Origin of the sequence: Pseudomonas furukawaii, assembly GCF_002355475.1 — a bacterium.
GTDB classification, from domain to species: Bacteria; Pseudomonadota; Gammaproteobacteria; order Pseudomonadales; family Pseudomonadaceae; genus Metapseudomonas; species Metapseudomonas furukawaii.
In genome coordinates, this window is the sequence record NZ_AP014862.1 from 4,710,694 (window position 1) to 4,723,175 (window position 12,482).

The window sequence follows — 12,482 nt, forward strand, 5'->3', positions numbered from 1 at the left end:
CCCGTGCCACCCGGATGGCACTGGCGTGCCAGCCGACCCAGTCGCCACGGGGCCTGCGGCCGGATGGCCCGATTCCTGCTGGACGGGGGCGCATCCGCGAAGAGGAACGACCATGACCACCATCGCCAGCAACGCCCTGGCCAGCTACCTGGGGCTGTCCTCCAGGTCCACCGGCAACACCGGCGGTACCCCGGTGAACGGCGGCAACGGCAGCACCCCGGACACCGCCGAGGGCACCAGCAGCCCCCGCGAGACCGCCGTCGCCGATCTGCGCCGCTACGCCAACGCCCTGATCGCCCAGAGCCAGGGCGGGCTGTTCCGCGCCATGAACGGCAGCCCCGCGCTGAACGGCAGCCAGTTCGGCGCCACCCAGTCGACGGGGCAGAAGACCGGCACCGACGCCAACCGGATCCCACTGCCCGATGTGGCCGAACTGGACCGCGACGAGGCGCTGAAACTCAAGGACAAGGTGCAGACACTGATCGACGCCGGCTTCGACGAGAAGGACAGCGGCTTCGGTTTCGTCGGCTACGACGGCGACCAGCAGACCACCTCCCTGGCCACCTACCGCGACTGGCTGCAAGCCAAGGGCGGCATCAGCCTCTACGTCTGAGCCCCGCCGCTCATCGGTTGCGGGTCCCCGGCCGCCGGTCGGCGGGCCCCGGGGCCACTACACTTTTACTGTCCCGCGATGGCGGGACTTGGAGGAGGCCACTCCGGCCCGGCACCATCCGGCCGCCCTGGCCTCTTCCTCCACCCCTCCGCGCTCCCGCCGCCGCATCCCGCCGTCGCCCGGCCCGTGGAACGCGCCCGTCGGCAGAGGAGCAGACGCGATGGACGAATCCAGGCTCAACGACTTCATGGGCAAGCTGGTGGCCGACATGGGCGGCGCCGCCATGCTCGCCAACATCATCCTCGGGGACGAACTCGGCCTGTATCGCGCCATGGCCGACAGCCAGCCGGTCAGCCCGGAGGAACTGGCCGAGAAGACCGGCTGCAACGCCCGCCTGCTGCGCGAATGGCTGAGCGCCCACGCCGCCTCCGGCTACATGGAGCACGACAACGGGCGCTTCCGCCTGCCGGAGGAACAGGCCCTGGCGCTGGCCGTCGAGGACTCGCCGGTCTACGTCGCCGGCGGCGCCTCGGTGATCGCCGCCCTCTTCCATGACAAGGACAAGCTGGTGAAGGCCATGCGCGGTGATGGCGGCCTGGCCTGGGGCGATCACCACCCCTGCATGTTCAGCGGCACCGAACGCTTCTTCCGGCCCGGCTACCGCGCACACCTGGTGAGCGAATGGCTGCCCGCCCTGGACGGCGTGGTGGACAAGCTCGAGGCCGGCGCCAAGGTCGCCGACGTCGGCTGCGGCCACGGCGCCTCCACGGTGATCCTGGCCCAGGCCTTTCCGGCGTCGCGCTTCATCGGCTTCGACTACCACGGCCCCTCGATCGAGGTCGCGACCCGGCGGGCGACGGAGGCTGGCGTGGCGGATCGCGCGACCTTCGTCCAGGCCAGCGCCAAGGACTACCCGGGCGACGGTTTCGACCTGATCTGCTACTTCGACTGCCTGCACGACATGGGCGACCCGGTGGGCGCCGCCCGGCACGCCTGGGAGACCCTGAAGCCGGACGGCACCGTGCTGCTGGTGGAGCCCTTCGCCAACGACCGGCTCGACGACAACGCGACCCCGGTGGGCCGCCTGTTCTACTCGGCCTCCACCTTCATCTGCACGCCCAACTCCCTGTCCCAGGAGGTGGGGCTCGGCCTCGGCGCCCAGGCCGGCGAGGCGCGCCTGCGCAAGGTCTTCGAGGAAGCCGGGTTCACCCGCTTCCGCCGGGCCACCGAGACGCCGTTCAACCTGATCCTCGAAGCCCGCAAGTGAGGGACGACCGGTGGCGCTTCCGGGGCTGAACCCGGCCGCGACACCGGCCCCCGGACGCGCGCAATGAATCGTCAGGGACGCCGCGCCTCGCCAAGAAAATCCTTGTCAGACGGGTACCAACCTCGCTATTACCTGAGCCAGCACCCGAACAGAACGCTCCACGACACGAATCCGCAACCTCGCGATGCCCTGACAGGAACGACCTCCGCTGTTTGCGCCCCACCCGGCGCCCATTTCGCCCGAGGCCGGACGCCCCGGCCCGCCGGCAATGCTGTAAGGAAGTATCACATGCCAAAAAGACACGTCATCAATGCCCAGGTCGGCCCCAAGGGCACCCTGGATACCCTCTCCCAACTGGAAGTGCAGCAGCTCAGCGAAGCCGGCTCCGGCCGCATGTACCGGCTGTTCCGCCAGTGCGCCCTGGCCATCCTCAACACCGGCGCCCATATCGACAACGCCAAGACCATCCTCGACGCCTACAAGGACTTCGAGGTGCGCATCCACCAGCAGGACCGTGGCGTGCGCCTGGAGCTGATCAATGCCCCGGCCGACGCCTTCGTCGATGGCGAGATGATCGCCAGCACCCGCGAGATGCTGTTCAGCGCCCTGCGCGACATCGTCTACACCGAGAACGAACTGAAAAGCCGCCGATTCGACCTGGAGAGCTCGGAAGGCATCACCGACTACGTCTTCCACCTGCTGCGCAACGCCCGCACCCTGCGCGCCGGCGTGGAGCCGAAGATCGTCGTCTGCTGGGGCGGTCACTCCATCAGCACCGAGGAGTACAAGTACACCAAGAAGGTGGGGCACGAGCTGGGCCTGCGCCAGCTCGACGTCTGCACCGGCTGCGGCCCGGGCGTGATGAAGGGGCCGATGAAGGGCGCCACCATCGGCCATGCCAAGCAGCGCACCCACGGCGGCCGCTACCTGGGCCTGACCGAGCCCGGCATCATCGCCGCCGAGGCGCCGAATCCCATCGTCAACGAGCTGGTGATCCTGCCGGACATCGAGAAGCGCCTGGAGGCCTTCGTGCGGGTGGGCCACGGCATCATCATCTTCCCGGGCGGCGTGGGCACGGCGGAGGAGTTCCTCTACCTGCTGGGCATCCTGATGCACCCCGACAACCGGGAGCTGCCCTTCCCCCTGGTGCTCAGCGGGCCGAAGAGCGCCGCCGCCTACTTCGAGCAATTGAACGCCTTCGTCGGCGCCACCCTGGGCGAGGCCGCCCAGGCCCGCTACAAGATCATCATCGACGACCCGGCCGCCGTGGCGATCGAAATGGCCGAGGGGCTCAAGGCGGTGAAGCAGTTCCGCCGCGAGCGCAACGACGCCTTCCACTTCAACTGGCTGCTGAAGATCGACGAGCGCTTCCAGCACCCCTTCGAACCCACCCACGAGGCCATGGCGAGCCTGGACCTGCGCCGCGAGCTGCCCCCCCACGAACTGGCGGCGAACCTGCGTCGGGCGTTCTCCGGCATCGTCGCCGGCAACGTCAAGGACAAGGGCATCCGCCTGATCGAGGAGCACGGCCCCTACGAGATCCATGGGGAAGCCGCCGTGATGCAACCCCTGGACGCCCTGCTCCAGGCCTTCGTCCGCCAGCACCGGATGAAGCTGCCGGGCGGCGCGGCCTACGTGCCCTGCTACCGGGTGGTGCAGAGCATCGCGGAGGAACTTGCCAGCTGAGGCGAAGCGCCCTGGCATATCGCTTGCTAACGCTCCCGCCCTAGAGCCCGCTCCAACGGCGGAGTCGGTTCACAGACGATGGCGTCGTTTCCCGCCACCACCTGCAGGGTGGCGGGAGCGGCGCCTTTTTCGTTCAGTGGTGGGACAAACGACATGACCGACACGAGTTGCACCCGTAACGACAACCTCGCCTGGGTCGCGGGCAGCGATGCCCCGGAAAAGGGCAGGGTGAACCTGGGCTTCATGCCCCTCTCCGACGCCGCCTCGCTGATCGTCGCGGCCACCCAGGGCTTCGCCCAGCCCTACGGCCTGACCCTGGAACTGAAACGGCAGACCTCCTGGGCCGGCCTGCGCGACCGGCTGCAGAGCGGTGAGCTGGACGCCGCGCACGCCCTCTACGGCCAGGTCTACGGCACCCACCTGGGCCTGGGCGGCGCCCCCACCGAAATGGCGATCCTCATGGGGCTGTGCCAGAACGGCCAGGCGATCAACCTGTGCGAGCCCCTGCGCCGCGCCGGCGTGACGAACGCCGACGCGCTCGTCGCCCAGGTGCGCCAACGGGGTGCGAAGCTGACCTTCGCCCAGACCTTTCCCACCGGCACCCACGCCATGTGGCTCAACTACTGGCTGGCGGCCCACGGCATCCACCCGCTGGAAGAGGTCAACACCCTGGTGCTGCCCCCGGCGCAGATGGTCCGGCACCTGCGCAGCGGCCAGATCGACGGTTTCTGCGCCGGAGGTCCCTGGGGCGCGCTGGCGGTGGACGAGAAGCAGGGGTTCACCCTGGCCACCAGCCAGATGATCTGGCCCGACCATCCGGAGAAGGTCCTCGCCTGCACCCGCGCCTTCGCCGAGCGCTACCCCAACACCGCCCGCGCCCTGACCATGGCGGTGCTGGAAGCCAGCCGTTTCATCGATGCCAGCGACGAGAACCGGCGCGGCACCGCCCGGCTCATCAGCGGCGGCGAATACCTCGACGCGCCGCTGTCGGCCATCGAGCCGCGCTTCCTCGGGCTCTACGAGGACGGCCTCGGCTACGCCTGGCGCGACGCCCATCCGCTGCGCTTCTTCGCCGGTGGCGAGGCGACCATGCCCTGGCTGTCGGACGGCATCTGGTTCATGACCCAATTCCGCCGCTGGGGGCTGCTCAAGGAGGACCCGGACTACCTCGGCGTGGCCCGCCAGGTGCACCAGCTCGAAGGCTACCGGGAAGCGGCCGAGGCCCTGGGCATCGAGGTTCCGGCACGGCCCATGCGCAGCTCCCGGCTGTTCGACGGCCGGGTCTGGGACGGCAGCGACCCGGCCGGCTACGCCCGCAGCTTCGCCGTCCACGCCCACCCCTCGCTCACTCCCCTTGCCGCCGACGCCAGGAGTTGACCCCATGCTTCGCATCTTCCTGATCAACGACACACCGAAGACCGCCGGCCGCCTGGCCGATGCCCTGGTCGAGGCGGGCTTCGCCGTCGTCGAAGAGACCGGCCTGACCCTCGACCTGGCCGAGCGCATCCTGGCCGCGAGCGCCGACGTGGTGCTGATCGACACCGAATCCGCCGGCCGCGACATGATGGAACAGGTGGTGATGGTGAGCCGCGACCAGCCCCGTCCCATCGTCATGTTCACCAACGACCACGACCCCGGCCTGATGCGCCAGGCGATTCGCGCCGGGGTCAGCGCCTACGTGGTCGAAGGCATCCAGGCCGAGCGCCTGCGACCGATCCTCGAGGTGGCGATGGCCCGCTTCGAGGCCGACCAGGCCCTGCATGCGCGGCTGCTGGAACGGGACAGCCAGCTGGCCGAGCGCAAGCGCATCGAACAGGCCAAGGGCGTGCTGATGAAGATGAAGAATTGCGACGAGGAGGCGGCCTACACCCTGATGCGTCGCCAGGCCATGGGGCGTCAGCAGCGACTGATCCAGGTGGCCGAGCAGATCATCGCCACCCACGAGATGCTCGGCGCCTGACCTGCGCCTGCGGGGCACAGGCCAGCGGCGGCCAGCGAACCAAAACCGCTCAGGCGGCGCGCCCTTCGCACAGATATCGCCCACCCCCGCCGGCCGCACCTGTGTCCGCATCCGGCGGGCAACTGCTTGATTCAGAAGGCGATAACCACCGAATCGAAGGCACATCGGGGCGACCCGCGGGCGGGCGGCGAAAACTGGCAAGACCTTTGCAAAACCACCTGCGGATTCCTGCGTAGCGCACCAACGGCGGTGGGCCGCGGATCACGGACAACGGCGTCCGTCAGAGCTCCATCCCCTTGTGCGGGAGCTCTGGCGTACGCCGTTTTTGTTTTTGCCCTCCCATCAGGACAGCACCATGAGCGAACGTGATTCCAAAGACCCGATCAACAACAGCCGCCGCAACTTCCTCAAGCACTCCATCGCCATCGCCGGCACCGTCGGCGGCGTCGCCGCCCTCGGGCTCTCGGCCCCCGGCTTCCTGCGCAGCGCCGCCTGGGCCGCCGGCTCCGATGCACCGGAAAAGGCCGCCCTCAAGGTCGGTTTCATTCCGCTGACCGACTGCGCGTCGGTGGTGGTGGCCGCCACCCAGGGTTTCGCCGCCAAGTACGGCCTCAGCATCACCCCCAGCAAGGAAGCCTCCTGGGCGGGCGTGCGCGACAAGCTCAACACCGGCGAGCTGGATGCCTCCCATGTGCTCTACGGCATGATGTACGGCAGCCAGCTCGGCGTGGCCGGCCCGCAGAAGGACATGGCGGTGCTCATGGGCCTGAACCAGAACGGCCAGGCCATCACCCTGTCCCGCCAGCTCCGGGAAGCCGGAGTGACCAACGGCGAACAGCTCGCCGCCCACGTCAAACAGTCCGCCAAACCCCTGACCTTCGCCCAGACCTTCCCCACCGGCACCCACGCCATGTGGCTCTACTACTGGCTGGCCAGCCACGGCATCAACCCCATGACCGACGTCAAGACCATCACCGTGCCGCCGCCGCAGATGGTCGCCAACATGCGCGTGGGCAACATGGACGGCTTCTGCGTCGGCGAACCCTGGGGCGCACGGGCCATCTTCGACAAGATCGGCTTCACCGCCACCACCTCCCAGCAGATCTGGGCGGACCACCCGGAGAAGGTGCTGGGCTGTTCCCGCGCCTTCGTCGAACAGAACCCCAACACCGCCCGCGCCCTGGTGATGGCCCTGCTGGACGCCAGCCGCTTCATCGAGGCCAGCGAGGAGAACAAGAAGGCCACCGCCAAGCTGATCGCCGGCAAGGCCTACGTGAACGCCCCGGTGCAGGTGATCGAGCAACGCTTCCTCGGCAACTACGAGGACGGCCTCGGCAACAGCTGGCAGGACAAGCACGCCATGGCCTTCTGCAAGGACTGCCAGGTGAACTTCCCTTACCTCTCCGACGGCATGTGGTTCATGACCCAGTTCAAGCGCTGGGGCCTGATCAAGCAGGACCCTGACTACGCCGCCGTGGCCGCCCAGGTGAACCAGACCAAGCTGTTCAGCGAAGCGGCCAGTGCCCTCGGCCTGCCGGTTCCGGCCAGCCAGATGCGCGGCAGCACCCTGATGGACGGCACGCTGTGGGACGGCTCCAACCCGGCCGCCTACGCCCAATCCTTCGCCATCAAGGCCTGAGCCAGGAGACCGCCATGAATGCTCCCCTGAACACGCCATTGCCGGCAGCCTCCAGCCAGGTCCCCGACAGCGCCCGACGCCAGCCCCTGCCTGGCGCGGAGTTCCTGCGCAACCTGGCTCGCGCGCTGGTTCCACCGGCGCTCGGACTGCTGCTGTTCATCGGCCTCTGGGCCCTGGTGGCGGCACGCAGCGAAGGCCTGCCGGGGCCCGTGTCGACCTGGCACTCGGCGCTGGAACTCTTCGCCGACCCCTTCTACGACAACGGCCCCAACGACATGGGCATCGGCTGGAACATCCTGCATTCGCTGGGGCGGGTCGGCCTGGGCTTCGGCATGGCCGCGCTGGTGGGCATTCCGCTGGGCTTCGCCATCGGCCGCTTCGCCTTCCTGGCCGGCATGCTCTCGCCCATCATCAGCCTGCTGCGCCCGGTCTCGCCGCTGGCCTGGCTGCCCATCGGCCTGCTGGTGTTCGAGGCCGCCGGCCCGGCCTCGATCTGGGTGATCTTCATCAGCTCGATCTGGCCCATCATCCTCAACACCGCCGCCGGCGTGGCCAGCGTGCCGCAGGACTACATCAACGTGGCGCGGGTGCTGAAGCTCTCGGAGTTCAAGGTGCTCACGCGCATCCTCTTCCCCGCCGTGCTGCCGCACCTGATGACCGGCATCCGCCTGGCCATAGGCGTGGCCTGGCTGGTGATAGTCGCCGCCGAGATGCTCACCGGCGGCACCGGCCTCGGCTTCTGGGTGTGGGACGAATGGAACAACCTCAACGTCGAGCACATCCTCATCGCCATCATCATTGTCGGCCTGGTGGGCCTGGCCCTGGAACAGGGCCTGCTGTGGCTGGCCAAACGTTTCGACTACAGCAACTGAACATTCCCGTGGAGCGAGCGAGCTCGCTCGCGAATGCGCTTCGCGCGCTGGGCTCGCTCCTACCAGGAACAGGAGAAACCTGATGGACAAGTTCGTCGAGCTGACCGGCGTCAGCAAGCACTTCGATACCCGCAAGGGCCGCTTCCAGGCCCTCAGCGACGTCAACCTGCGCATCGCCCGAGGCGAGTTCGTCTCGCTGATCGGCCATTCCGGCTGTGGCAAGTCCACCGTGCTCAACCTCATCGCCGGCCTGCTCTCCCCCAGCGAGGGCGGGCTGATCTGCAACGGCCGGGAGATCGACGGTCCCGGCCCGGATCGCGCCGTGGTGTTCCAGAACCACAGCCTGCTGCCCTGGATGACCTGCTTCGGCAATGTCCACCTGGCGGTGGAAAAGGTCTTCGGCGGCCGCGAGAACAAGGCGCGGCTCAAGGAGCGCACGGCGGCGGCGCTGCAGATGGTCGGCCTGGACCACGCGGCGCACAAGCATCCCGGCGAGATCTCCGGCGGCATGAAGCAGCGTGTGGGCATCGCCCGCGCCCTGGCCATGGAACCCAAGGTGCTGCTGATGGACGAGCCCTTCGGCGCCCTCGACGCCCTGACCCGCGCGCACCTCCAGGACGAGCTGCTGCGCATCGTCGGCCAGACCCGGAGCACCGTGGTGATGGTCACCCATGACGTGGACGAGGCGGTGCTGCTCTCCGACCGCATCGTGATGATGACCAACGGCCCGGCCGCCACCGTCGGCGACATCCTGCGGGTGGAGCTGCCACGCCCACGGGACCGCCTGGCCCTGGCCAACGACGCCCGCTACCACGAGTACCGCACCGCCGTGCTGGAGTTCCTCTACCAGCGCCAGCGTCGCCCGGCGGCCTGATCCCTTCCCCTCCCCGCCCCTTGCAACAGCCCGGCCTCCGCGCCGGGCTTCTGCTTTCCAGGGGGCATCTCTCGCCTGCCTCCATGCCCCATGCAGGGGCTCTTTCCGGCGGCTTCGCACCCTGCCAATGCAAGCGGCGACGGCAAGGTCCGGGGCGCTGCCACACAAACGCCATCGATCCAATAAAAGCCCACTAAAATCAAAGGCTTGAGCATTCTGGCACAGTGCCTGCTTGGACCCTCCCCGGTCAGCACAACGGCGTGTCTGCCACCCAACCGACAACGACGTCGCGAAGCCCCCTCGCCATCATGAGCACGGGGCCGCGACGTTTTTTTTTGCGCTTTCCACACTAAGGAAGACCGCTATGCACCCGCTCAAGCCCGCCCTGCTGTCGCTGGCCGTTGCCGCTACCAGTCACGCCGCCCTGGCCGAAGAGGCTCCCAGCACGCTGTTCACCGAGGGCAAGCCCATCCTCGACGCCCGCTACCGCTACGAACACGTCGACCAGGACAACAACCTGCGCCACGCCAACGCCCAGACCCTGCGTACCCGCGTCGGCTTCCAGAGCGGCAAGTGGTACGGCCTCTCGGGCCTGGTGGAGGTGGACAACGTCAGCCGCCTGGGCGACGCCGCCTACAACAGCAGCCGCAACGGCCAGACCGATTACGCCATGGTGGTCGACCCCGACGGCACGGAAGTCAACCAGGCCCTGCTGCGCTACGACCAGGCCTTCGGCAGCGCCGTGCTGGGGCGCCAGCGCATCAACCTGGACAACCAGCGCTTCGTCGGCGGTGTCGCCTGGCGCCAGAACGAGCAGACCTACGACGCCGCCCTCGGCCAGCTCAAGCCCCTCGACGGCCTGACCCTGACCTACGCCTACCTGGACAACATCAACACCATCTTCGGCCCGGACAACGGCCGCTTCGACAACCGCACCAACCCGGCCAACATCGAAGGCCACAGCCACCTGTTCAACGCCCAGTACCAGGTCATGCCGGCACTCACGGTGACCGCCTACGGCTACCTGCTCGGCCTGGACAATATCGCCGTGACCGCCGCCTCCCCCCTGGGCAGCCTCTCCAGCGCCACTCGCGGGCTGCGCCTGAACGGTGCGCTGGGAGGCTTCAGCTATGCGCTGGAGTACGCCCGCCAGCAGGACTACGCCGACAACCCCCAGGACCTGGACAGCGAGTACTACCTGGCGGAACTGGGCTATGTCCTCAAGGGCGTGCAGCTCAAGGGCGGCTACGAGGTGCTGGGGGGCGACAGCGGCCCGGGCAACCGTGCGTTCCAGACGCCGCTGGCGACCAAGCACCTGTTCCAGGGCTGGGCCGACCAGTTCCTCACCACGCCGGCCGACGGCATCGAGGACGCCTACCTGGGCTTCACCGCGCCCCTGGCCGGCGGCAGCCTGCAGGCCTGGTACCACGACTTCGCCAGCGAGCGGGGCGGCGACCGCTACGGCGACGAGATCGACCTGTCCTATACCCGGCCGATCCCCGGGGTGAAGGGCCTGGTCGGCATGCTCAAGTACGCGCACTACGACTCGGCTGACCGGACCCGTACCCTGGACACCGAGAAGTTCTGGGCGCAACTGCAGTACAGCTACTGAGTGAACCCGGCCCGCAACGGGCCGGCCTCCGGCGCGGCGCCACGTCGCGCCCGGAGGACAGTTGCACGGAACGGAAAGGCGCGGACGGGGAGCCGACCATGAACGAGATCCACCCTCAAGAGAAGCACCGCCTCGGGCGGCTGTTCGAGCCGGGCATCGCCTTGCTGGCGGCCACCGGCGCCGGCCTCTGGCTGCCCCTGGGCCTGGCCCTCTGCGCGACCGCCAGCGCCAGCGACGGAGCGCAGCCGGTCGCCCTCGGGCTGCTGGCCTGCAGCCTCTACCTGGCCGTGGCCCTGAGGCTGCTGGAACAGCGGCAGCGGCACCTGGAAAGGTTCTGGCTCGATGAGCTGGCCCACCTGCTGGGCCGCTCGCCAGGTTGCGATCCGGCCACCCTGCTGGTGACCTGCGACCAGCAATTGCGCGCAGCCGAGCGGTTGCAGAGCGAGGTCCGGTTCTCCAGCCAGGCCCTCGAACAACTGGCGCAGACGGCCCATGTCCAGGGCTGCGAACAGAACCAGCGGGTCAACATGATCGCCGCCGCCAGCGAACAGATCGAACGCAGCCTCTCCGGCGTCGACGAACTGGCCGGCAACGCCCGCGTCGCCTTCGCCGCCGCCCTGGGCCAGGGCGAGGACGGCTGCCGCGCGGCGGAGAAGCTGGGCCAGGGCATGGGCGCCATTCACGACAGCCTCGGCGATACGGCCGACGCCGTGAAACACCTGCTGCACAGCACGGCCCTGGTGGAGCAATCGGTGCAGGGCATCCAGAACCTGGCCAAGCAGACCCAGTTGCTGGCCCTCAATGCCTCCATCGAAGCGGCCCGCGCCGGCGAACAGGGACGGGGCTTCGCCGTGGTGGCCGACGAGGTCCGGCGCATGGCCGGCGCCACCGATGAAACCACCCGCGGCATCACCGCCGCGGCCACGGCGATCGCGGCGGCGGTCGGCCAGGTGGAGCGCGAGGTCAGCCATCACCGCGAGTTGCTGGAGCAGGGCAGCGAAGAAAGCGGCCGGCTGGCGGAGAGCCTGGACCAGCTGGCGCGCAAGAGCCGGGACAACCTGCAGCGCTTCGGCAGCATGCAGCAGGCCCTGGGTGAACATCACCAGGCGAACCAGGCCCTGTGCGAGCAGCTGCAACAGATCAGCGACAGCCTGGAGACCCAGAGCGGCCAGACCCGCAGCCTGCACGACCTGACCCGCTACCTGTCCCGCCTCGCCGGGGAGGTGGCGTGATGTTCCTGTCGCTCTCGCTGATCGTCGCCGGGCTCCTGGCCGCCTGCACGCTCGCCTGGGGCCTCACCCGGCGCCGGCGGCAGCGCCTGCTGCGGACCCTGGGCCAGGAGCTGCTGCTGGGACTCGAACTGATGCAGGGCGTCCAGCGCCACCGTGCCCTGGGCGGCCAGGACGGGCCGGGGGCGGCGCAGGACCGCCGGCAGTTGGCCGAGCGCCTGGCCCCGGCCTGGCAGGCCTGGCCGGAGGCCAGCCACCTGAGGATCTGGACGAGCCTGCGGCAATCCCCGGCGGACTTCGACGGCCACTGCCGCCTCGTGGAAAACCTGCTGGCCCGCATCCGCTTCCTGGAGCTGCATCTGTGCCGGTTGCGGCTGCGCGCGCCCGCCATCGCCGATCGCGGCTGGCAGGTGGAAGACCTGGGCCGCCTGCGTGGCCTGTCGATCCGCGCCGCCGCGCGGCAGGAGTGCCCACTGGAACTGCGCATCCAGCTGCAGTACCTGCACGACCGCTTGCTCGAAGGCGCCGATGGCGAACTGCGCGACGCCCTGGGGCGACTGGCGCCCGACCTCTTCAGCACGCGCGGCCTGAGCGTCCCGCCCGAGCAGCTCTACGCGCTGTTCACCCCCCTGATCGACCAGCGCATCGAAGCCTTGCGCAGCAGCCTGGGCTGAGCGAGGACGGGCCGGGCGGCGGCATTCCGGAAGCGCCCGACGGGCCCCCGGTTCGC

11 protein-coding genes are annotated in these 12,482 nt (G+C 69.0%); all 11 read left to right on the forward strand.

Annotated elements, in window-relative coordinates:
* The first annotated feature begins 112 nt into the window (after positions 1 to 112).
* The 11 genes from KF707C_RS21670 (at position 113) to KF707C_RS21720 (ending at position 12,426) form a co-directional block, all read left to right on the forward strand.
* Positions 113 to 613 carry a hypothetical protein gene (locus KF707C_RS21670; RefSeq protein WP_003450318.1) on the forward strand — a complete coding sequence of 167 codons (501 nt, stop codon included), beginning with the start codon at positions 113 to 115 and terminating at the stop codon, positions 611 to 613.
* A gap of 220 nt (positions 614 to 833) precedes the next feature.
* The gene (locus KF707C_RS21675; protein WP_003450316.1) at positions 834 to 1,880 is read left to right on the forward strand and encodes a class I SAM-dependent methyltransferase; all 1,047 of its coding nucleotides are present in this window, start codon (positions 834 to 836) and stop codon (positions 1,878 to 1,880) included.
* A 288-nt stretch (positions 1,881 to 2,168) separates the two neighbouring features.
* Positions 2,169 to 3,566 (forward strand): nucleotide 5'-monophosphate nucleosidase PpnN, encoded by a 1,398-nt coding sequence (gene ppnN / locus KF707C_RS21680; protein WP_003450313.1) that lies wholly within the window; start codon positions 2,169 to 2,171, stop codon positions 3,564 to 3,566.
* A 153-nt stretch (positions 3,567 to 3,719) separates the two neighbouring features.
* A complete protein-coding gene (locus KF707C_RS21685) occupies positions 3,720 to 4,943 on the forward strand; it encodes a CmpA/NrtA family ABC transporter substrate-binding protein (RefSeq protein ID WP_036992306.1) in 1,224 nt (407 codons plus the stop codon).
* Between the two features lie 4 nt (positions 4,944 to 4,947).
* Positions 4,948 to 5,526 (forward strand): ANTAR domain-containing response regulator, encoded by a 579-nt coding sequence (locus KF707C_RS21690; RefSeq protein WP_003450309.1) that lies wholly within the window; start codon positions 4,948 to 4,950, stop codon positions 5,524 to 5,526.
* A gap of 355 nt (positions 5,527 to 5,881) precedes the next feature.
* The gene (locus KF707C_RS21695) at positions 5,882 to 7,165 is read left to right on the forward strand and encodes a CmpA/NrtA family ABC transporter substrate-binding protein (RefSeq protein ID WP_003450307.1); all 1,284 of its coding nucleotides are present in this window, start codon (positions 5,882 to 5,884) and stop codon (positions 7,163 to 7,165) included.
* Between the two features lie 14 nt (positions 7,166 to 7,179).
* A complete protein-coding gene (ntrB, locus tag KF707C_RS21700; protein WP_003450305.1) occupies positions 7,180 to 8,037 on the forward strand; it encodes a nitrate ABC transporter permease in 858 nt (285 codons plus the stop codon).
* A gap of 82 nt (positions 8,038 to 8,119) precedes the next feature.
* Entirely contained in the window at positions 8,120 to 8,911 is a 792-nt protein-coding gene (locus KF707C_RS21705; protein ID WP_003450304.1) for an ABC transporter ATP-binding protein, read from the forward strand.
* A gap of 364 nt (positions 8,912 to 9,275) precedes the next feature.
* On the forward strand, positions 9,276 to 10,523 hold the full coding sequence (locus tag KF707C_RS21710; protein ID WP_003450303.1) for an alginate export family protein: 1,248 nt from the start codon (positions 9,276 to 9,278) through the stop codon (positions 10,521 to 10,523).
* A 98-nt stretch (positions 10,524 to 10,621) separates the two neighbouring features.
* Entirely contained in the window at positions 10,622 to 11,755 is a 1,134-nt protein-coding gene (locus KF707C_RS21715; protein ID WP_003450302.1) for a methyl-accepting chemotaxis protein, read from the forward strand.
* Positions 11,755 to 12,426: a hypothetical protein gene (locus KF707C_RS21720; RefSeq protein ID WP_003450301.1), complete on the forward strand. Its 672-nt coding sequence runs from the start codon at positions 11,755 to 11,757 to the stop codon at positions 12,424 to 12,426. Before KF707C_RS21715 ends, KF707C_RS21720 begins: the two co-directional genes overlap by 1 nt.
* The last annotated feature ends 56 nt before the right edge of the window (positions 12,427 to 12,482 follow it).

Bases quoted from the DNA above. Each gene is read 5' to 3' on its own strand.
- KF707C_RS21715 (WP_003450302.1), top strand. From the start codon at position 10,622: ATGAACGAGATCCACCCTCAAGAGAAGCACCGCCTCGGGCGGCTGTTC.
- KF707C_RS21690 (WP_003450309.1), top strand. From the start codon at position 4,948: ATGCTTCGCATCTTCCTGATCAACGACACACCGAAGACCGCCGGCCGC.
- KF707C_RS21670 (WP_003450318.1), top strand. From the start codon at position 113: ATGACCACCATCGCCAGCAACGCCCTGGCCAGCTACCTGGGGCTGTCC.
- ppnN (WP_003450313.1), top strand. From the start codon at position 2,169: ATGCCAAAAAGACACGTCATCAATGCCCAGGTCGGCCCCAAGGGCACC.
- KF707C_RS21675 (WP_003450316.1), top strand. From the start codon at position 834: ATGGACGAATCCAGGCTCAACGACTTCATGGGCAAGCTGGTGGCCGAC.
- KF707C_RS21720 (WP_003450301.1), top strand. From the start codon at position 11,755: ATGTTCCTGTCGCTCTCGCTGATCGTCGCCGGGCTCCTGGCCGCCTGC.
- KF707C_RS21710 (WP_003450303.1), top strand. From the start codon at position 9,276: ATGCACCCGCTCAAGCCCGCCCTGCTGTCGCTGGCCGTTGCCGCTACC.
- ntrB (WP_003450305.1), top strand. From the start codon at position 7,180: ATGAATGCTCCCCTGAACACGCCATTGCCGGCAGCCTCCAGCCAGGTC.
- KF707C_RS21705 (WP_003450304.1), top strand. From the start codon at position 8,120: ATGGACAAGTTCGTCGAGCTGACCGGCGTCAGCAAGCACTTCGATACC.
- KF707C_RS21685 (WP_036992306.1), top strand. From the start codon at position 3,720: ATGACCGACACGAGTTGCACCCGTAACGACAACCTCGCCTGGGTCGCG.
- KF707C_RS21695 (WP_003450307.1), top strand. From the start codon at position 5,882: ATGAGCGAACGTGATTCCAAAGACCCGATCAACAACAGCCGCCGCAAC.